A 20,388-nucleotide genomic window follows, 5' to 3' on the forward strand; every position below is an offset into this window, starting at 1 on the left:
CTTTGCCAAATACCGGTAACCGCCTGACAATGGTGGCGGGTTCCCGCAAAGGGCAGGGCAATGAAAGACCTGTTGTTGATCGGTATCGGCGCGGGTGACCCGCGCCAGGTCACCTATGAAGCGGTCGATGCGCTGCGCAGTGCCAGCGTGTTCTTCGTGCTCGACAAGGGCGACGACAAAGATGAACTGGTGCGCCTGCGCAAGGCCATTCTGCAGCGCTATCGCCCCGAAGGTGGTTATCGCCTGGTGCCGGTGGTCGACCCGTTGCGCGATGCGCAGGCGCAAGACTACCTGGGCGCGGTGCAGAACTGGCACCGGCAGCGTGCTGCGCTGTATGCGCGCCTGATCGAGGAGGAAATTGGCGACGGTGAAACAGGTGCCTTCCTGCTGTGGGGCGAGCCCACCCTCTACGACAGCACCCTGCGCATACTTGACCTGGTCCGCGAACAAGGTGTGAGGCTGCGCTTGCAGGTCATCCCTGGCATCAGCAGTGTGCAGGCGCTGGCGGCGCGGCACCAGGTGCCGCTCAACCGCATCGGCGAGCCCCTGACCGTGCTGCCGGGGCGACGCCTGGCCGAGCAGGGGGCTGTCGACAATGTGGTGGTGATGCTCGACGGGCAGTGCGCCTTTGCCGGGCTCGATGACCCGGCGTTGACCATCTACTGGGGCGCGTACCTGGGGACCGAGGATGAAGTGCTGATTGCCGGGCCGTTGCAGGCGGTGAAGGCGCAGATACTGGAAGTGCGCGAGCGGGAGCGGGCGCGCAAGGGGTGGATCATGGATACCTATCTGCTGCGCAGAGAGCTGTGAGGCGGGTTGCCTGTGTCGGCCTCTTCGCGGGCAAGCCCGCGCCTACGAGCGAAACAGGCGCCGCCGTGCTCAAGGGGTACCCAGAATACCCACCACCGTGTCCCGCAACTGGTCGATGCTGAACGGCTTGCCGATCAGGTGCATGCCCTCCGGCACATTGAAACTGTCGGCGTAGCCGCTGGCGAACAGCACCGGTAACAGTGGCCGCAGTTCGCGCGCTTTTCCCGCCAGCTCCTCACCTCGCATGTCCGGTAGGCCCACGTCGGTCATCATCAGTGCCAGTGCCTGGCTGGGGTCTTCAAGTACACGCAGGGCGGCTGTGGCGTCTTCTGCCTCGATGACCTTGTAGCCCAAGTCGTCGAGCACTTCGACCATCAGCATGCGTACGATGTCGTCGTCTTCGACTACCAGAAGGTGCATGGTTCAAATCCTGTACAAATGAGTGTCTTTAATCTGTGTACCGCGCGGCATCAGAAGTTCCCGAGGATACCGCTCCATGCAAATAGATGGAACGATTGCCGAACGCTACCTTCAAATACTGGCTCAATGCCCTGCCAGACCCGTCAAAGCTGGTTAGACTCGCATATCAGGACAGGCAGTGGCAGATAACAACAACGACGGATCGGCCACTCTTTTCAATGGACTTTTCTAGCTCGGGCGTTTTCTCATGATTCAAGCAGCCTCGATGGACCAGCGAAGCTTTCGCAAGCTGTTGAGCCGCAACATCGGCCTCCCCCTGGGGGTTGGCCTGCTGGGGGCCGTGGCCTTCGTTGCGGTGATCAATTACCTGCTTTCGGCCATGCAGTGGGTCGAGCACACCGATCGGGTGATCGGCAATGCCAACGAAGCGGTCAAGCTGTCGATCGACATGGAAACGGGCATGCGCGGCTTCCTGATCACGGGCGACGAGCGCTTCCTCGACCCCTACGAGGTGGCCAAGCCACGTATTCTCGGCAGCCTGCAAAGCCTGCGCAGCATGGTCGAGGACAACCCGCAGCAGGTTGACCGTATTGACCGGCTGATGGCCTTGCAGCAGGCCTGGAACGACTTCGGTAACGAGATGATCAGCCTGCGCCGCAGCCAGGGCGATTACCAGGCCTCGATCGGCAATGGCCGGGGCAAGCGCATCACCGATGAAATCCGCAAGGAGTTCGATGACCTGATCATTACCGAACAACAATTGCGCATGGCCCGTAACGAAAAAGTCAGTACCGTCACCGTGACGGCGATTTCGGCGTTCGTGCTGTTCATTGTCGGCCTCAGTGCATTGCTGGCCTACCTGGGCCGTCGTGACCTGCTGGCACTTTCGGCCAACTACGCTGAAAACCTGCAAGCCCAGCAACGCTCGGCACAGCGCCTGGAGCACCAGGCCTGGCTACGCAACGGCCAGACCCAGCTGGCGCAGCAGGTGCTCGGGCAGCTGACCTTGCCCATGCTTGGCGAGAACATCCTGCGCTTCTTTGCCTCTTATCTGGGCAGCGTGGTGGGCGCCGTGTACGTGCGCGACGAGCATGGCCGGCTGGTGCGCGTGGCCTGTTATGGCCTGAGTACCGAAGAGCAGGCCCGCGAGCAGATCGAGTCGGACCACCATGGCCTGTTGGCCCAGGCGGTCCGCGAAGGCCGCTTGCTGCGCCTGGAGGAACTGCCCGAAGATTTCTATCGCCTCAGTTCCGGCCTGGGCAGCGGCTTGCCGCGCAGCGCACTGCTGATGCCGGCGACTGAAGACGGGCAGATCAACGGGGTGATCGAGCTGGGTTTCCTGCGCCCCTTGCAAGAACGGGATGAAGAGCTGCTGGAGCGGGTCGGCGGCAACCTGGGTATGTCCATCGAGAGTGCACGTTATCGTCAGCGCCTGCAGGAAGTGCTGGCCGAAACCCAGCAACTCAATGAAGAGCTGCAGGTGCAGCAGGAAGAGCTCAAGACTGCCAACGAAGAGCTCGAAGAGCAGTCACGGGTGCTCAAGGAGTCTCAGGCCCATCTGGAAACCCAGCAGGCCGAACTCGAGCAGACCAATGAGCAGTTGTCGGAACGCACCGAAGCGCTGGACCGCAAGAACGATGAGCTGAGCCAGGCGCAGCTGGAGCTGCAGGCCCGTGCCGACGACCTGCAGCGATCGAGCAAGTACAAGTCCGAATTCCTCGCCAACATGTCCCATGAGCTGCGCACGCCGCTCAACAGCTCGCTGATTCTGGCCAAGCTGTTGGCAGAAAACGCTGAAGGCAACCTCAGCGAGGAGCAGGTCAAGTTCGCCGAATCCATCTACTCGGCCGGCAACGATCTGCTCAACCTGATCAACGACATTCTCGATATCGCCAAGGTCGAGGCCGGCAAGCTTGAAGTACGGCCCGAAACCACCCAGGTCGAGCGCCTGGTCGAAGGCTTGCGCGGCATGTTCCAGCCGCTTGCCGGTCACAAGGGGCTGGCCTTCGAGGTCAAGGTCGAGCCGCAGGTACCGGTCACGCTGTTCACCGACCGTCAGCGCCTGGAGCAGATCCTCAAGAACCTGTTGTCCAACGCCATCAAGTTCACCGAGCGTGGCCAGGTCAGCATGAACGTCAGCTTCCAGGCTGACAGCGGTATCGTGTTCGCAGTCGGTGACACCGGCATCGGCATTGCGGCCGATCAGCAGCAGGCGATCTTCGGCGCCTTCCACCAGGTCGATGGCACCAGCAATCGCCGTTATGGTGGCACTGGCCTGGGTCTGTCGATCTCCCGTGACCTGGCGCATTTGCTCGGAGGCCAGATCAATGTCGACAGCAGCCCCGGGCAAGGCAGCGTGTTCAGCCTGATTCTGCCGGAGCGCTATGCCGCCGAGGCCGAAGACGTCGAACCGCAAAGCCTGCGCCCGGCCGTCGATGCGTTGCCGCCTGCACCGCAAGCGCCGCTGGCCGCCGCTGTCACGCGCCCGGCGCCGGCCTTTGCCGACGACCGCGAGCGGGCCCCTTTCGATACCCGCTGCATTCTGGTGATCGAAGACGAGCCCAACTTTGCCCGCATCCTCTTCGACCTGGCCCATGAGCTGGGCTATAGCTGCCTGGTGGCCCATGGCGCCGACGAAGGCTTCGAGCTGGCAGCCCAGTACATTCCGGATGCGATCCTGCTGGACATGCGCCTGCCCGACCACTCGGGCCTGACCGTCCTGCAGCGCCTCAAGGAGCAGGCCAGCACCCGCCATATCCCGGTGCACATCATTTCGGTGGAAGACCGCGTCGAGGCGGCCATGCACATGGGGGCGGTGGGGTATGCGGTCAAACCCACCAGCCGCGAGGAGCTCAAGGAGGTGTTCGCTCGCCTGGAAGCCAAGCTCACGCAAAAGCTCAAGCACATCCTGCTGGTGGAAGACGACGACCTGCAGCGCGAGAGCATCGCCCGGCTGATCGGCGACGACGATGTCGAGATCACGGCCGTCGCCATGGCCCAGGATGCACTGGCGCTGTTGCGCCAGAACATCTACGACTGCATGATCATCGACCTCAAGCTGCCAGACATGCTCGGCAACGAGCTGCTCAAGCGCATGACCGCCGAGGATATCCGCGCCTTCCCGCCGGTGATCGTGTATACCGGCCGCAACCTCACCCGCGAGGAAGAAGCTGACCTGCTCAAGTACTCACGCTCGATCATCATCAAGGGCGCACGATCGCCGGAGCGCCTGCTGGACGAAGTGACGCTGTTCCTGCACAAGGTCGAATCGCAGCTGTCCAACGAGCGTCAGCGCATGCTCAAGACCGCGCGCAGCCGCGACAAGGTGTTCGAGGGCCGCAAGGTGCTGCTGGTGGACGACGATGTGCGTAATATCTTCGCCCTGACCAGCGCCCTGGAGCACAAGGGCGCCATTGTCGAAATCGGCCGCAACGGGCGCGAAGCCATCGAGCGCCTGGAGCAGCACGACGACATCGACCTGGTGCTGATGGACGTGATGATGCCGGAGATGGACGGCTTCGAGGCCACCCGCCTGATCCGCCAGCAACCGCGCTGGCGCAAACTGCCGATCATCGCCGTGACCGCCAAGGCCATGAAGGATGACCAGCAGCGTTGCCTGCAAGCCGGTGCCAATGATTACCTGGCCAAGCCGATCGACCTGGACCGCCTGTTCTCGTTGATCCGTGTCTGGCTGCCGCAACTGGAGCGAATTTGACTAGCGAACGCAACACCGACATCGAGATCCGACTGCTGATCGAGGCGATCTACCTCAAGTACAGCTACGATTTCCGCAATTATTCCGGCGCTTCGATCAAGCGCCGGATTCTCCACGCGCTGCGTCAGTTCGATTGCCTGACGGTGTCTGCGTTGCAGGAGCGCGTCCTGCACGACCCGGGCATGTTCATGCAGTTGCTGCAGTACCTGACGATCCCGGTCAGCGAGATGTTCCGTGACCCTGACCACTTCCTTGCCGTGCGCAACGAAGTGGTGCCGCTGCTGCGTACCTGGCCCTCGATCAAGGTCTGGATCGCTGGCTGCAGCACGGGGGAAGAGGTGTATTCCATGGCCATCCTGTTGCGTGAGGAAGGGCTGCTTGAACGCACCATCATCTACGCCACCGACATCAACCCGCATTCGCTGGACAGGGCCAAGCAGGGTATCTACTCGATGCAGAGCATGCGCGAATACGAGGAAAACTACCGCCTGGCCGGTGGCCGCCGTGACTTCGCCGAGTACTACACCGCCGCCTATGGCAACGCCATCATGGACAGCAGCCTGCGCGACAATGTCACCTTCGCCGACCACAGCCTGGCCACCGACAGCGTGTTCTCCGAGACCCAGTTGGTGTCGTGCCGCAATGTGCTGATCTACTTCAACAAGGACCTGCAGGATCGGGCGCTGGGCCTGTTCCATGAGTCGCTCTGCCACCGCGGTTTCCTGGTGCTGGGTAGCAAGGAGTCGGTGGATTTTTCGGCCTACAGCGATCGTTTCGAGCCGCTGGTCAAGCCCCAACGGATCTTCCGTAAATCATGAGCGGCGTACGCGCAGTGGTGATCGGCGCCTCGGCCGGTGGCGTGGCGGCATTGTTCCAGGTGCTCGGCACGTTGCCATCGGCGTTCGCCATACCGGTGCTCTGCGTGCTGCACCTGCCGGACGACCGCCACAGCCAACTGGCTGGCGTGCTGCAGCGGCGGCTGCATCGGCCGGTGTGCGAGGCACGTGACAAGGAGAGGATCAGCGGCGGGCAGATCTATGTGGCAGGGCCGGGTTACCACTTGTCGGTGGAGCGCGACCTGACGCTGTCGCTGAGCCAGGAAGAACCGGTGCATTTCTCGCGCCCAGCGATCGACTTCCTGTTCATCTCGGCGGCCGATGCCTATGGCGACAGCCTGCTGGGTGTGCTGCTTACCGGCGCCAACGAAGACGGCGCCAGGGGCCTTGCCTACATCAAGAACAATGGGGGGCGCACGATTGTCCAGGACCCTCGTGACGCACAGGTTGCCCTGATGCCGGAGGCCGCCCTGGCCCTGCACCAGCCCGACCATATTCTTACTCTGAGCGGTATCGGGCAGTTGCTCGCGACCCTGGAATACAGCGCATGCTAAGCCACACCATCGCCAAACTGCTGATTGTCGACGACTTGCCGGAAAACCTGCTGGCGCTCGATGCCCTGATCCAGGGCGAGGACCGCGAGGTGCACCAGGCACAGTCTGCCGAGGCTGCCTTGTCGTTGCTGCTCGAGCACGAGTTCGCACTGGCCATTCTCGATGTGCAGATGCCGGGCATGAACGGTTTTGAACTGGCCGAGCTGATGCGCGGTACCGACAAGACCAAGCACATCCCGATCGTCTTCGTCAGCGCGGCGGGTCGCGAGATGAATTATGCCTTCAAGGGCTACGAGAGCGGGGCCGTGGACTTTCTGCACAAGCCGCTCGACACCCTGGCGGTGAAAAGCAAGGTCTCGGTGTTCGTCGACCTGTTCCGCCAGCGCAAGGTGCTTGGCCGGCAGCTGGAAGCCCTGGAGCAGAGCCGCCAGGAACAGGAGCTGTTGCTCAGCCAGCTGCAGGTGGCACGGTGTGAGCTGGAGCACGCCGTGCGCATGCGGGACGACTTCATGTCGATCGTCTCCCACGAGGTGCGTACGCCGCTCAATGGCCTGATCCTGGAAACCCAGTTGCGCAAGATGCACCTGGCTCGGGGCAACCTGGACGCGTTCAGTGTCGACAAGCTGCAGGCCATGGTCGAGCGCGACGAACGGCAGATCAACAGCCTGATCCGGTTGGTCGAGGACATGCTCGATGTTTCGCGCATCCGGACCGGTAAACTGTCGCTGCGGCCCAAACTGTTTGACCTGGGCCAACTGGTGCGTGGGCTGGTGGAAAACTTCACGGCGCAGGCCATGGCCCTGGAAACACACATCGAATTGCAGCGTTGCGAAGCGCTGGAGGGGGAGTGGGACGAATTCCGGATTGAACAAGTAGTGGCCAACCTGTTGTCCAATGCAATGCGTTACGGCGAGCGCAATCCGGTGCAGGTGCGGGTGTTCGAGCAGGGCGGCATGGCCTGGGTGCAGGTGCAGGATCACGGTATCGGTATCAGCGCCGCCAACCAGCAGCGGATCTTCCAGCAGTTCGAGCGGGTCGCTGCCCAGCAGGCCAGCGGAGGTCTGGGCTTGGGGCTGTACATCTCCGAGCAGATCGTCCAGGCGCACGGTGGCCGGATACAGGTTGAAAGCGAGGAGGGCAAGGGTGCCACATTCACCCTGCAATTGCCGCTGGCAACATTCAAAGAACAAAACGACCAGGCGCGGGCAACCTCTGTGTAAGCCTGGGGTCTGATGGCCAACTGTAAGTATTTCAAGGCGTTAACATGAGTGAAGATGCACAAGATGTGGTTCTGGTCGTCGAGGATGAACCGGCGATTCGCATGATTTTGCGCGATTACCTGGCGGGTGAGGGGTACCACGTCCTGGTGGCTGAGGATGGCGAGCAGGCGTTTGCCATCCTGGCCAGCAAACCGCACCTGGACCTGATGGTGACGGACTTCCGTTTGCCGGGGGGGATCTCGGGGGTGGATATTGCCGAGCCCGCGGTGAAGCTGCGGCCCGACCTGAAGGTGATTTTCATCAGCGGTTACCCGGCGGAGATTCTCGAATCTGGCAGCCCGATCACCCGCAAGGCCCCTATCCTGGCCAAGCCGTTTGACCTGGATACCTTGCACGAGCAGATCCAGTCGCTGTTGCGCTGAGGCATCCGGCCTCTTCGCGGGGCAAGCCCGCGCAGAGGCCCTGGCAGGCTAGCGCAGCGTCCGCTCAATGCCCCCGACCAGCAAGTTTTCCATCAGCTCCAAGCCCTGCTCTTCAGGCATTGCTTTGAGCAACCCCGGCAGTTGGTTGAGAAGCGTTGCCAGTACATGCGCTGTGGCGTCCAACGCTTGCCCCGGCAGTTTCGCTTGCGGTGCGATCAGGCGCAGCAAACCTGCCTCATAGCGCTTGCGCAACGAGGCCAGGTGCGCCTGTTGCGCCTCACTCAAACAACACAAATCCCGTTCGGCCAGCCGGAACTGCAGCGGCCGCTCGGCATGCAGCTGCCAGTGCGCAGCAATCAGGCAGCTCAACGCCGATGCCCCACGGGCCATGGCCCGGCGGGCCTGGTCCAAGGTGGCCTGCAGCTCTTCGTACAACTCTTCGATCAAGTCGTACAGCAGGTCCTGCTTGCTGGGAAAGTGATGGTACAGCGAGCCGGCGGTCAGCCCCACATGGGCCGCCAGCTCGCGCATGCTGACCTGGCCAAAGCCCTTTTCGGCAAACAATGCCATGGCCCGGTCACGTCGCTCCTCAAAGTTGGCACAGCGCATTGCGGCATTGACCGGGGGCATGGCGCTTGGTCCTCAGTAGGTGAAGAAACCGCGACCGCTCTTGCGCCCCAGCCAGCCGGCCGCGACCATTTCCTTGAGCAGTGGAGCAGGGCGGTACTTGCTGTCGTTGAAGCCTTCATGGAAGGCCTCCATGATCGCCAGCAGGGTGTCCAGACCGATCAGGTCAGCCAAGGCCAGCGGGCCGATCGGCTGGTTGCAGCCCAGGCGCATGCCGGTGTCGATATCCTCGGCACTGGCCAGGCCTTCCTGGCGCACGAAGATCGCCTCGTTGATCATTGGCACCAGGATGCGGTTGACCACGAAGCCCGGGCGGTTGCCGGCGGTGATCGGGGTCTTGCCGACTTTTTCGGTCACCACCAGCGCCTGGGCGTAGGTGTGGTCGCTGGTCTGCAGGCCACGAATGATCTCCACCAGCGCCATCATCGGTACCGGGTTGAAGAAGTGCACACCAATGAAGCGCTCGGGGTGCTCGATGCTGGCGGCCAGTTGGGTCACCGACAGCGACGAAGTGTTGGTGGCGATCAGGCAGTCGGCGGCGACGTTGGCTGCCACCTGCTGCAGGATGCGCTGCTTGAGCTGCAGGTTCTCGGTAGCCGCTTCGATCACCAGCTGTGCAGCGCTGAGCTGGGCGTAGTCGGTGCTGGTGCGGATGCGGGCTTTGGCGGCTGCGGCTTTGTCAGCGTCGAGGGTGCCCTTGCTGACCTGGCGCTCGAGGTTCTTGCTCAAGGTGGCCACACCGCGCTCAAGCGCTGCGTCGGAAACATCCACCAGCAGCACCTGGTAGCCGGCAATGGCGCACACCTGGGCAATGCCGTTGCCCATGGTGCCCGCGCCGATCACGGCGATCTGTTCAATGCTCATGTGTCAGCCTCCCTCAGACGCGCTCGAACACGACGGCGATGCCTTGGCCACCGCCGATACACATCGTAGCCAGCGCGTAGCGGCCCTGGATGCGCTGCAGTTCATGAATGGCCTTGGTGGCGATGATCGCGCCGGTGGCACCCACCGGGTGGCCTAGGGAAATGCCCGAACCGTTGGGGTTGACCTTTTCCGGGTCGAAGCCCAGCTCGCGGGCAACGGCGCAGGCCTGGGCAGCGAAGGCTTCGTTGGACTCGATCACATCCAGGTCTTGCAGGTTCAGGCCGGTTTTTTCCAGCACTTTGCGGGTGGCCGGGATCGGCCCAAGGCCCATCAGCTCAGGTTCCACCCCGGCGTGGGCATAGCCCACCAGGCGTGCCAGTGGCTTCAGGCCCAGGCGGCGCACCGCGTCACCGGTGGCCAACACCAGGCCGGCGGCGCCATCGTTGATACCGCTGGCGTTGCCGGCGGTGACGGTGCCGTCTTTCTTGAACACCGGCTTCATGCCGGCCAGTTGTTCGGCGGTCACATCAGCACGCACATGCTCGTCGACACTGAACTGCACGCTGCCCTTGCGGGTTTTCAGCTCCAGCGCAACGATCTGGCTGGCGAAGCGGCCCTCGGCAATCGCACGAGCGGCGCGGCGCTGGCTGGTCAGGGCCAGTTCGTCCTGCATTTCGCGGGTAATGCCGTGCTTGGCCGAAACGTTCTCGGCAGTGATGCCCATGTGGAAATGCTGGAACGGGTCCTGCAGCACGCCGACGGTATAGTCGATGCCTTGCAGGTCACCCATGCGTGCACCCCAGCGCGCTTGTGGCAGCAGGTAAGGGCCACGGCTCATGGACTCGGCGCCGGCCGCGACGGCCACATCGGTGTCGCCCAGCAACAGGCCCTGGGCCGCAGAGACAATAGCCTGCAGGCCAGATCCGCACAGGCGGTTGACGTTGAATGCCGGCGTTTCCTTGGGGATGCCAGCGTTCATTGCCGCTACCCGTGCCAGGTAGGCGTCACGCGGTTCGGTGGGGATTACCGTGCCCATCACCAGGTGGCCGACTTGCTCGGCTGCCAGGCCCGAACGCTCGATGGCGGCGCGGGTCACGGCGCTGGCCAGGTCGGCCAGTGGCAGGTCCTTGAGGGAACCGCCAAAACCACCAATGGCTGAACGGACGGCACTGACGACGTAGATTTCTGCGCTGCTCATAAGGGCTCCGATTGTGAAGGCGTGGCGGGACCGGGCCAGGCTCTGCGAGAATGGTTGGCGGCCCCGAAGTGGGATCGAGTCTAGGCAAAGGCTCTGTTGCAGCCTATGCCGAATCTGTTCAAACAACCTGGCACTTTTTGCCACTCAGCATAGACAGCGAAAACCGCCATGCGCGAAAGCGATTCAGTCGCCGTGTACTTCCTCAACGCCATGCTCCACGCCCTGCGCGACACACCCGCCGAGCGTGATGCCCAGCTGCGTGCGGTGGGCATCGCCCCGCAGCTGCTCGATCAGCCTCTGGCGCGGGTGCCGGCCAAGGCGTTCGCCCAGCTGTGGCTGGCGTTGATCCAGCGCCTGGACGATGAGTTCTTTGGCCTCGACAGCCATGGCATGCCGCTGGGCAGTTTTGCCCTGATCTGCCGGGGGTTGATCCTCGAGCCGAACCTGGAAAAGGCCTTGCGCCAGTGCATCGGGGGCTTCGGCCTGTTCCTGCGTGACCTGCGTGGCAGCCTGACGGTACGTGGCGGGCGGGCGGTGATCAGCGTGCAGTCGAACATTGCCGACCCCTTGACCCGGGTCTATGCCGAGGAAACCTACCTGGTGCTGATGATCGGCATGCTGTGCTGGCTGGCCGGGCGGCGGATTGCCATCGACCGCACGGAGCTCGCGGTGTCGCGCCCGGCCCAGGAGGACGACTTGCTGCTGTGGGGCCCGGACCTGCGCCTGGGCAGCGGACGCACCGAGGTGGAGTTCGACAGCGCTTACCTGCGCCTGCCTGTTGTGCAGGACCGGGCAGCCCTGAAGACCTTTCTGCGCAGTGCACCTCAGGGGCTGGTGATCCGCTTTCGCAATCAGAACGGGCTGGTGGCTGAGGTGTATCGGCACCTGCGGGCATTGCGCTATGGACAGTGGCCGACATTGGCCGCACTGGCGCAGCAACAAGGGATCAGTGCCAGTACCTTTCGCCGGCAGTTGGAGCGGGAGGGGCGTTCGTACCAGCAGATCAAGGATGAAGTGCGCCGGGCCATGGCCTTCGAGCGGCTGCGCGAAGGCGCGTTGAGCATTGCCGAAATTGCCGAGCAGGCGGGGTTTCAGGAACCGAGTGCGTTCCACCGGGCGTTCAAGAAGTGGACCGGGCAGAGCCCAGGGAGCTACCGGGCGCGGCTGGCCGGCCTGCGTTCTACCTGTGGAAGCGGGCTTGCCCGCGAAGAAACCACCGCGGTGGATGGCACCGGCTCTGCCGGTGTTCGCGGGTAAACCCGCTCCTACAGGGCACGCACAGAATTGTAGGAGCGGGCTTGCCCGCGAAGAAACCAATGCGGTGGATGACTCCGGCTCTGCCGGTGTTCGCGGGTAAACCCGCTCCTACAGGGCGCGCACAGAATTGTGGGAGCGGGCATGCCCGCGAAGAAACCAATGCGGTGGATGGCACCGGCTCTGCCGGTGTTCGCGGGTAAACCCGCTCCTACAGGGCACGCACAGAACTGTAGGAGCGGGCATGCCCGCGAAGAAAACAATGCGGTGGATGGCACCGGCTCTGCCGGTGTTCGCGGGTAAACCCGCTCCTACAGGGCACAGAATTTGTGGGAGCGGGCTTGCCCGCGAATAGGCCAGCACAGGCCACCCGAAAGGATCAGGCCGGCACCATGGCAAAGCCGACGCCGAACCGGTTCCAGGCATTGATGGTGGCAATTGCCAAGGTCAGGTTGGCCACCTCGCCCGGCTCGAAGTGTTCCTGCAGGGCTTCATATTGCTCTTGCGGCGCACCCCGTTCAGGCAAGCGGGTCAGGCTCTCGACCCAGGCCAGGGCAGCACGTTCACGCGGCGTGAAATAGCTGGTGTCCTGCCACACGCACAAGGTCTGCAGGCGTGCTTCGGTCTCACCCGCCTTGCGCGCATCGTTGGCGTGAAGGTTGACGCAGTAGGCGCAGCCGTTGATCTGCGAAGCGCGCAGGCGTATCAGCTCCAGCAGCGAGTGTTCAAGGCCGCTGTTGGCCAGCGCCTGCTCCAGGCCGACCATGGCTTTGTAGGCTTGCGGCGCGTGTTTGGCCCATTCGATACGGTTGTGCATGGCAGTCTCCAGAAGTGTGGGGTGGACATGGCGCTACTGTAGCGCCGCTCATTGGCCACCCCGATAGCCAATTTTGCGCATAAGCGGGAGGCCAATCGTCCATTCAGGTGGCCACTGACCTGCATCCAATCTCTTCATTTCTGCCAGGCCAGCCGAGCCGGGATAATGGCCAGTTCCTGTTACAAGAGAACCGACTCACAATGAGCGCTGTACTGAACCTGTTGCTGGTGATCCTGCTGGCGTTGAACCTGCGGCCGATCCTGACCAGTATCGGCCCGTTACTCGAACCCATGCGCGCCAGCACCGGCCTGGGTTACCAGCAGGCGGCCTTGCTGACGGCGCTACCGGTGCTGTGCATGGGCCTGGTGCCCCTGTTGCAACCGTGGCTGCGACGCTGGGTCAGCGAGCATGGCGGCATGCTGGGGGGCCTGGCCGCGATTGCCCTGGCCTGCCTGTGGCGCCTGCAGCTGGACAGTGCCTGGGCGCTAATCGCCAGTGCGCTGGTCGCCGGCCTGGGCGTGGCGGTGGTGCAGGGCATGATGCCGGGGCTGGTCAACCGCTGGTTCCCCGGGCGTCTGGCCGGGGCGATGGGGCTGTACTCGGCAGCGCTGATGAGCGGCGGCGGCCTGGCTGCAGTACTCGGGCCACACATCAGCGGCCATTTCGGCTACTGGCAGGCGGGCCTGGGCGTATGGGCGGTCCCGGCCGTGCTGGCGGTGCTGGCCTGGGCCGTGCTGCGGCCAAGGCAGGAGGCGCCGAAGCTGGGAACGGTCACGGGCGGGCACTGGTTCGGCAGCCGCCGGGCGTGGTTGCTGGCCCTGTACTTCGGCCTGATCAACGGCGGCTACACCAGCATGGTGGCCTGGTTGCCGGCTTACCACATCGAGCATGGCGGCAGCGCTCAGGGCGGTGCCGACCTGGTGGGCCTGATGACCGTCTTCCAGGTGCTCGGTGCGCTCGGCCTGCCGCTGCTGCTGCGACGTTGGGCAGACAGGCGCCCGGGTTTGTGGCTGGCGCTGGCGATCCAGCTGGCGGGCTTCCTGGGGCTTTTGCTGGCACCTGCGGCGGCTTCCGGGCTTTGGGTCGCCATGATCGGCTTTGGCTTGGGTGCCTGCTTCAGCCAGTGCCTGACGTTGACCCTGGAACACCTGAAAACGCCTGCCGAAGCCGGCAGCCTGGCGGCGTTCGTACAGGGTATCGGCTTCATCATCACCGGCATCGTGCCGTATATCACGGGTTGGCTGCGGGATGTCAGTGGCGACTTCCAGGCTTCGTGGACGCTGTTGACCGTGACCGTGATGGCAATGCTGCTGGTGACCGCGTGCTTCAACCCGCGCGGCTATGCGGCGGCTATCGCCCGGCCGGCCGCAACCGGCAAGGCCGCACCGGTCAACTGAGGCGTTGCAAGGTATCGCGTACCCGGTCCAGCGCCGGGTCGATATCCAGCAGTTCGATGGCGCCGAAGCCCAACAATAGCCCCGGGCGTACCGGCGCCTCGCTGAAGAAGGGTGCCAGTGAATACAGGCCGACCTCTACCTTGCGCGCGAGGTTGGCCAACAACTCCACATCCACCCCGGGTTTGGCCAAGGCACTGAGGTGGAAGCCTGCGCTGGCGGGGATGGCGCTGAACCACGGTGACAGATCGCCGCCCAGGCGCGCCAGGATGCGCTCGCGGCGTGCGCTGTAGACCTCGTGGCAGCGGCGGATGTGCTTGTTCAGGTGGCCTTCGCCAAGGAAGCGCGCCAGCGCCCACTGCAGCAGGGTAGGGCTGTGCCAGTCGCTGAGGTGCTTGGCCACGCAAGCGGCCTGCAGTACGGCAGGCGGTAATACGGCATAGCCCAGGCGCAGCTCGGGCAGCAAGGTCTTGGAGAAGGTCCCGACGTAGGCGACCAGCCCATGCCGGTCCAGACGCTGCAGCGCGTCCGAGGCTGGCCCGTGGTAGCGGAACTCACAGTCGTAGTCGTCTTCGATGATCAGTGCACCCAGCTCGGCGGCCCGCGCAAGCAGGGCATGCCGGCGTGGCTCGCTCATCGGCATGCCCAGCGGGAACTGGTGCGAGGGTGTTACGTAGATCAGCCGGGTGCCGTCGGCGATCTGTTCCACGCACAGGCCCTCATCATCCACCGGCACCGATTGCAGGCGTGCACCCAGGGCCAGGAACAATTGCCGTGCCGGTGGGTAGCCAGGATCTTCCATGGCCACCTGGCAGCCCGGCTCGACCAGTACCCGGGCAATCAGGTCCAGCGCCTGCTGGGCGCCGTTGCACACCAGCAGGTCGGCTGCGCTGCAGTGCACCCCGCGCGAGTAGGCGATGTGGTGGGCAATGGCTTCGCGCAGTTCCGGCAAGCCCTGGGCCGGGAATTGGCGCTCGGGGTGGCGCTGGCTACGGCGCAGGGCGTAGTTCAGGCAACTGCGCCACTGGTCGAACGGGAACTGTGCCTTGCTCGAAGCACCCCCGACGAAGTCATAGCGCGATGGCGCCTGCAACTGGCGTTGGCTGAGCACGGTGGCGCGCTGCTGCCAGCGCTCGAGGGAGGCGGCGCCGGCCAGGGGGAGGGTGGCTGATTCGCTACTGCGCAGCGGATGGCGCGGGGTGACGAATGTGCCACGGCCGACCACGCCGCTTAGCAGGTTATCGTAGGTCAGCCGCGAATAGGCCTCGGCCACGGTCTTGCGCGATACGCCCAGTTGTTCAGCCAGCAGACGGGTAGGCGGCAGTTGGGAGCCGGCGGCCAGGTGGCCGCTGTCGATACCATCGCGCAATTGCTGGTAAAGCTGATCGGCCAGGCCTTTGCGGCCCTCCAGGCGAATGTGCAGTTCCATGGGCGGGTCCGGAGCGGAGGATTGCTCAGGATAGCGGATTGGCTGCGACTCAGGTGCTTGTCACAGGCGACGAAGAAGCCGAGCCAACCGCTCAGAGCCGAGCGGTGCTGACGGTGATATAGCCTTTTTCTGCCAGGGCAATGCGTATCACGGTTTCGTCTTCCGGCGCGTTGCGGTTGCGCTTGATGCGCACGCCTTCAACCGTCGAAGCTTTCATATGCTCTGAAATGGCCCGCCCGTTCGCGTCGAAGAACACCTCGCTGGCCAGCAACTCGATGCGTTCGATCAATTGCCGGGAATGTTCATCGGTGGCGCAGAAGAACATGACCCCCGACAAGTGCGGGTCGTTGTCGGGGTTGGTCATGTCATGGGCCAGCATTTCGCGCAGGCTGCTGCGCAGTTCGGCGATGGGGCGGGCGTACGGGTGCATTCGGAGCCTCCTCTGGATCGCGACCTTGCGTCCTCCAGTGCCGATCATGTTTTCTGTGGGCAGAGGCAGCAAGTAGGGCGCTTCTGAGGGCGGCGTAGGAAACGTCTTAAGATGCTGGGCGGTGGTCGAACCTCAGGGTCTACAAGGCAGCAGCCCCCGCCTTGGCCACCTGGGCATCCTGTTCGGATTTGACGCCGGATACACCAATGGCGCCCACCACCTGGCCTTCCACCCGCAGCGGCACGCCACCTTCAAGGCTGGTCAGCAGGGGGGCGGTCACGAATGCAGTACGGCCACCATTGACCATGTCTTCATAATCCCGCGTCTCTTTGCGCCCCAGTGCGGCGGTGCGGGCCTTTTCCATCGCGATGTAGGCACTGGCCGGTGCGCAACCGTCCAGGCGTTCCAGGGCCAGTGGGTGGCCGCCGTCGTCGACCACGACGATGGTCACGCTCCATTGTCGGGCCTGGGCTTCCTGGCGGGCGGCGGTCAGTACGCGGGCGATTTCGGTCTGGCCGATAACGAACTTGCTAAGCATGGGCGGGCTCCGGGTTCAAGGCTGCTTCGACGATTTCGACCCAGTGGCGCACGGGCGTGCGTCCAGCTCCGTCGAGGTGGGCCTGGCAGCCTATGTTGGCTGTGGCAATGAGGTGCGGTTTACCGCTTTCCAGCGCATTCAGACGATTGTCGCGAAGTTGCAGTGACAGTTCTGGCTGGGTCAGCGAATAGGTCCCCGCCGAGCCGCAGCACAGGTGGCCATCGGGCACCGAGGTAAGGGTAAAGCCAAGCCGCGTCAGCAACGCTTCCACCGCGCCGCCCAGTTTCAGGGCGTGCTGCAGGGTGCATGGGCAGTGGAAGGCCAGGCGCTGTTCGGCGCACAAGGCCAATTGTTCGATCGGCTCATCGCGCAGGATTTCCACCAGATCGCGGGACAGGGCGCTGACCCGGGCGGCCTTGGCAGCGTAATGGGGGTCTTTTTCCAGCAGGTGGCCATAGTCGCGGACAAACGCACCGCAGCCGCTGGCGGTCTGCACGATAGCCTCGGCACCCGCTTCGATGGCGGGCCACCAGGCGTCGATATTGCGCCGCGCCCGCTGCAGGCCTTGCTCCTGGGCATTCAGGTGATAGTCCACCGCGCCACAGCATCCGGCCTGCCGGACCGGTTGCACACTGATGCCCAGGCGGTCGAGCAGCCGCGCAGCAGCGGCATTGGTATTGGGTGACAGGGCCGGCTGCACGCAACCTTCCAGCATCAGTACCCGGCGCGCATGGCGCACTGCCGGACGCTGGCCGGGTGTGGTTACCTGCGCCGGCAACTTGCGTTTGAGTGAGGCTGGTAGCAGCGGGCGCAGCGCCTGGCCGCTGCGGGTCAGGGCCTTGAACAGTGCCGGGCGCGGCACCACCGCACGCAGGCCCAGGCGCAACAGGCGCTGGCCGAGCGGGCGTGGCACCTGCTGCTCGACCACTGCGCGGCCAATGTCCAGCAGATCGTGGTACTTCACCCCGGATGGGCAGGTGGTTTCGCAGTTGCGGCAGGTCAGGCAGCGGTCCAGGTGCAATTGGGTGCTGGCGGTGACCGGCTCGCCTTCGAGCATCTGCTTGATCAGGTAGATGCGCCCGCGCGGGCCGTCCAGTTCGTCGCCCAGCAACTGGTAAGTGGGGCAGGTGGCGGTGCAGAAACCGCAATGTACACAGGTGCGCAGGATGCGCTCGGCTTCGTCGGCGCGGGCCAGGCGGCGCGATGTTTCGCTAAGGTTGGTTTGCATGGGCTGGCCTCACAGGTCCGGGTACAGGCGACCAGGGTTGAACACCCCCTGGGGATCGAGCTGCTGCTTGAGGGCGCGGTGGTAGCGCATCAGTGCAACCGGCAGCGGCGGGCTGCTGGCTGCACCGGGGGCGTAGCAGGTGGCGTGGCCGCCCACCCTGGCCACCTGATCGCGAATGGCCTGCGCCGGTGCGCAGGTCTTGAGCCAGCGCTGGGCACCACCCCAGTCGATCAGTTGCTGGCCGGGCAGGTCCAGCTCGCCGGTGACGGTGGGTACGGACAGGCGCCACAGGGGGGCGGCGTCGGCAAAGAACGCCAGGCGCTGTTCGCGCAGGTCGCTCCAGAAGCGGTTATCGAGCGTGTCGCCCCCCAGCCGCTGGCGTGCCGACTGCACCGACCCTTCGCCGCCTTCCAGGCGCAGGTACAGCGTTTCGCCTTCATGGCAGGCGGCGCTGATCGGCAGCGGTTGCTGGCACCATTCGACCAGCTCGGCCAGCGCCTCATTGCGGCCCATCGCCAGGCGCAGGCTCAGGCATAGGCGAGGCCGTGGCAGCACTTTCAGCGAAACCTCGGTCAGCAGCCCCAGGCATCCGAAGCTGCCCGCCATCAGGCGTGACACATCGTAGCCGGCGACGTTCTTCATCACCTCGCCACCAAAGCGCAGCAGCTTGCCGTGGCCGGTGATCACCCGTGTACCCAGTACAAAGTCGCGCACCGACCCGGCCCACGGCCGTCGCGGGCCAGACAACCCGGCCGCAACCATGCCGCCCAAGGTGGCCTCGGGGCCCAGGTGGGGAGGTTCGCAGGGCAGCATCTGGCCGGCCTCGTGCAGGGCTGCCTCGATCTCGCGCAGGGGGGTACCGCCGCGGGCCGTGAGTACCAGCTCGGTGGGGTCGTAGCTGACGATGCCGCGGTGGTTGCGGGTGTCGAGTACTTCGCCCGCCACCGGGTTGCCGAGCATCGCTTTGCTGTTGCTGCCCTGGATGCGCAGCGGCGTACCTTCGTTCAGCGCCTGGTTGACCTGCTCCAACAGCGTCTGGCTCATGTCGCGGTCCATGCTCATCAGAAGCGCTCCAGCTCGGGGAAGGGCAGTTGCCCCTGGTGCACGTGCAGGGCGCCGAATTCGGCGCAGCGGTGCAGGGTGGGAATGTTCTTGCCGGGGTTGAGCAGGCCTTGGGGGTCGAAGGCGGCCTTCACCGCGTGGAACAGGGTAATTTCGTCGCTGTTGAACTGCGCGCACATCTGGTTGATCTTCTCGCGCCCCACGCCGTGTTCACCGGTGATGCTGCCGCCCACTTTCACACACAGCTCCAGAATCTTGCCGCCGATCGCTTCGGCACGCTCCAGCTCGCCGGGCAGGTTGGCATCGAACAGGATCAACGGGTGCATGTTGCCGTCGCCGGCATGGAACACGTTGGCCACCCGCAGGCCGTACTCCGCGGACAGGTCGCTGATGCCCTTGAGCACCCGTGGTAACTCGCGGCGCGGGATGGTGCCGTCCATGCAGTAGTAGTCCGGGGAGATGCGCCCCACGGCCGGGAAGGCGTTCTTGCGCCCGGCCCAGAAGCGAACGCGCTCGGCTTCGTCGCAGGCCAGGCGCACCTCGCGGGCCCCGGCTTGCGTCAGCACGGCGGCGACGCGCTCGCAGTCGTCGTGAACATCGGCTTCCACGCCATCCAGTTCGCACAGCAGGATCGCCGCCGCGTCCACTGGGTAGCCGGCATGGATGAAGTCTTCAGCGGCGCGGATCGCCAGGTTGTCCATCATCTCCAGGCCGCCGGGAATGATGCCGGCAGCGATGATGTCGGCGACTGCCCGGCCGGCGTCCTCGACGCTGTCGAAACTGGCCAGTATCACCCGCGCCACCTGGGGCTTGGGCAGCAGCTTGACGGTGACTTCGGTGACGATACCGAGCATGCCTTCGGAGCCGGTGAACAATGCCAGCAGGTCGAAGCCGGGGCTGTCCAACGCATCGCTGCCCAGGCTCAGGCGTTCGCCCTCGACCGTAAGGATGTCCACCTTGAGCACATTGTGTACGGTCAGGCCGTACTTGAGGCAGTGCACGCCACCGGCGTTTTCGGCGACGTTGCCCCCGATTGAGCAGGCAATTTGCGAGGAAGGGTCTGGTGCGTAGTACATGCCATGGGGTGCGGCGGCCTGGGAAATGGCCAGGTTGCGTACGCCCGGCTGCACGCGGGCGTAGCGCCCCTGCGGGTTGACCTCGAGGATACGGTTGAAGCGCGCCATCACCAGCAGGATGCCCTTGGCCAGCGGCAGGGCACCACCGGACAGGCCGGTACCGGCGCCACGCGCAACCACCGGTACGCCGCGCTGGTGGCAAAGCTTCAACAGCGTCTGCACCTGTTCCAGGCGCTCGGGTAGTACCACCAGCAGTGGCACGGTGCGGTAGGCCGACAGGCCGTCGCATTCGTACGGTTTGAGGTCTTCATCGCGGTGCAGGATTTCAAGGTCCGGCAGTGCATCGCGCAGCGCCTGCAACAGGGCGGCCAGGTCCACGTTTGGCAGCGCGCCATCGACGCGTTCGTCGTACAGGATATTCATTGGCTCACTCGCAACGGTTTTTGTTGTTGTTGGCGAAGCGGTCACCGATGCAGCGTGCGCGTGCTAGCGTT

Annotated in this window: 19 protein-coding genes; 8 read left to right on the top strand and 11 right to left on the bottom strand. The window is 64.3% G+C overall.

From position 1 onward, the window contains the following. Positions 1-60 precede the first annotated feature (60 nt). Positions 61-810, top strand: coding sequence for a precorrin-6A synthase (deacetylating) (cobF, locus tag N5D53_RS10390; protein WP_190869470.1), 750 nt, complete (start codon positions 61-63; stop codon positions 808-810). 69 nt (positions 811-879) lie between these two features. On the opposite strand, the gene N5D53_RS10395 is transcribed toward cobF, so the two are convergent. Next, a complete protein-coding gene (locus N5D53_RS10395) occupies positions 880-1,230 on the bottom strand; it encodes a response regulator (protein ID WP_010954593.1) in 351 nt (116 codons plus the stop codon). Between the two features lie 247 nt (positions 1,231-1,477). Between N5D53_RS10395 and N5D53_RS10400 the strand changes: the two genes are divergently transcribed. Genes N5D53_RS10400 through N5D53_RS10420 form a run of 5 tightly spaced genes read left to right on the top strand, consistent with a single transcriptional unit; the run spans position 1,478 to position 7,977 of the window. Further along, positions 1,478-4,945: a response regulator gene (locus N5D53_RS10400; protein WP_190869469.1), complete on the top strand. Its 3,468-nt coding sequence runs from the start codon at positions 1,478-1,480 to the stop codon at positions 4,943-4,945. Beyond that, a complete protein-coding gene (locus tag N5D53_RS10405; protein ID WP_010954591.1) occupies positions 4,942-5,763 on the top strand; it encodes a protein-glutamate O-methyltransferase CheR in 822 nt (273 codons plus the stop codon). Before N5D53_RS10400 ends, N5D53_RS10405 begins: the two co-directional genes overlap by 4 nt. Continuing rightward, on the top strand, positions 5,760-6,335 hold the full coding sequence (locus N5D53_RS10410; protein WP_019751057.1) for a chemotaxis protein CheB: 576 nt from the start codon (positions 5,760-5,762) through the stop codon (positions 6,333-6,335). Before N5D53_RS10405 ends, N5D53_RS10410 begins: the two co-directional genes overlap by 4 nt. Beyond that, positions 6,329-7,555 (top strand): hybrid sensor histidine kinase/response regulator, encoded by a 1,227-nt coding sequence (locus tag N5D53_RS10415; RefSeq protein ID WP_190869468.1) that lies wholly within the window; start codon positions 6,329-6,331, stop codon positions 7,553-7,555. Before N5D53_RS10410 ends, N5D53_RS10415 begins: the two co-directional genes overlap by 7 nt. A gap of 44 nt (positions 7,556-7,599) precedes the next feature. Then, positions 7,600-7,977 carry a response regulator gene (locus tag N5D53_RS10420; RefSeq protein WP_003256176.1) on the top strand — a complete coding sequence of 126 codons (378 nt, stop codon included), beginning with the start codon at positions 7,600-7,602 and terminating at the stop codon, positions 7,975-7,977. A gap of 48 nt (positions 7,978-8,025) precedes the next feature. Here N5D53_RS10420 and N5D53_RS10425 read toward each other — a convergent pair whose 3' ends face one another. From N5D53_RS10425 to N5D53_RS10435, 3 genes are read right to left on the bottom strand one after another with little or no spacing between them, the layout of a single operon-like run. Next, a complete protein-coding gene (locus tag N5D53_RS10425) occupies positions 8,026-8,607 on the bottom strand; it encodes a TetR/AcrR family transcriptional regulator (protein ID WP_010954588.1) in 582 nt (193 codons plus the stop codon). 12 nt (positions 8,608-8,619) lie between these two features. Next, positions 8,620-9,468 (bottom strand): 3-hydroxybutyryl-CoA dehydrogenase, encoded by an 849-nt coding sequence (locus N5D53_RS10430; RefSeq protein ID WP_104886205.1) that lies wholly within the window; start codon positions 9,466-9,468, stop codon positions 8,620-8,622. A gap of 13 nt (positions 9,469-9,481) precedes the next feature. Continuing rightward, positions 9,482-10,666, bottom strand: coding sequence for an acetyl-CoA C-acyltransferase family protein (locus N5D53_RS10435; RefSeq protein WP_003256172.1), 1,185 nt, complete (start codon positions 10,664-10,666; stop codon positions 9,482-9,484). A gap of 168 nt (positions 10,667-10,834) precedes the next feature. Here N5D53_RS10435 and N5D53_RS10440 point away from each other — a divergent pair, with 168 nt between their 5' ends. Beyond that, on the top strand, positions 10,835-11,923 hold the full coding sequence (locus N5D53_RS10440; protein ID WP_279840260.1) for an AraC family transcriptional regulator: 1,089 nt from the start codon (positions 10,835-10,837) through the stop codon (positions 11,921-11,923). Positions 11,924-12,299: 376 nt separating this feature from the next. Here N5D53_RS10440 and N5D53_RS10445 read toward each other — a convergent pair whose 3' ends face one another. Further along, positions 12,300-12,737: a carboxymuconolactone decarboxylase family protein gene (locus N5D53_RS10445; protein WP_064493037.1), complete on the bottom strand. Its 438-nt coding sequence runs from the start codon at positions 12,735-12,737 to the stop codon at positions 12,300-12,302. Between the two features lie 200 nt (positions 12,738-12,937). On the opposite strand from N5D53_RS10445, the gene N5D53_RS10450 reads away from it, so the two are divergent. Further along, complete coding sequence (locus N5D53_RS10450) at positions 12,938-14,134, top strand: CynX/NimT family MFS transporter (RefSeq protein WP_104961411.1); 1,197 nt, start codon at positions 12,938-12,940, stop codon at positions 14,132-14,134. On the opposite strand, the gene N5D53_RS10455 is transcribed toward N5D53_RS10450, so the two are convergent. From N5D53_RS10455 to glcD, 6 genes are all read right to left on the bottom strand, one after another. Then, the gene (locus N5D53_RS10455; RefSeq protein ID WP_104961412.1) at positions 14,127-15,560 is read right to left on the bottom strand and encodes a PLP-dependent aminotransferase family protein; all 1,434 of its coding nucleotides are present in this window, start codon (positions 15,558-15,560) and stop codon (positions 14,127-14,129) included. The genes N5D53_RS10450 and N5D53_RS10455 overlap by 8 nt on opposite strands. Before the next feature lie 91 nt (positions 15,561-15,651). Beyond that, on the bottom strand, positions 15,652-15,990 hold the full coding sequence (locus tag N5D53_RS10460; protein WP_012051955.1) for a hypothetical protein: 339 nt from the start codon (positions 15,988-15,990) through the stop codon (positions 15,652-15,654). A 139-nt stretch (positions 15,991-16,129) separates the two neighbouring features. After that, positions 16,130-16,528, bottom strand: coding sequence for a heme-binding protein (locus N5D53_RS10465; RefSeq protein WP_003256164.1), 399 nt, complete (start codon positions 16,526-16,528; stop codon positions 16,130-16,132). Beyond that, a complete protein-coding gene (gene glcF / locus N5D53_RS10470) occupies positions 16,521-17,756 on the bottom strand; it encodes a glycolate oxidase subunit GlcF (protein WP_279840261.1) in 1,236 nt (411 codons plus the stop codon). The genes N5D53_RS10465 and glcF overlap by 8 nt, the downstream gene beginning before the upstream one ends. Before the next feature lie 9 nt (positions 17,757-17,765). Continuing rightward, a complete protein-coding gene (gene glcE / locus N5D53_RS10475; RefSeq protein WP_279840262.1) occupies positions 17,766-18,818 on the bottom strand; it encodes a glycolate oxidase subunit GlcE in 1,053 nt (350 codons plus the stop codon). After that, complete coding sequence (gene glcD, locus N5D53_RS10480) at positions 18,818-20,317, bottom strand: glycolate oxidase subunit GlcD (RefSeq protein WP_279840263.1); 1,500 nt, start codon at positions 20,315-20,317, stop codon at positions 18,818-18,820. The genes glcE and glcD overlap by 1 nt, the downstream gene beginning before the upstream one ends. Positions 20,318-20,388: the final 71 nt, after the last annotated feature.

Source organism: Pseudomonas sp. GD03862, from assembly GCF_029840855.1.
Taxonomy (GTDB): Bacteria; Pseudomonadota; Gammaproteobacteria; order Pseudomonadales; family Pseudomonadaceae; genus Aquipseudomonas; species Aquipseudomonas alloputida.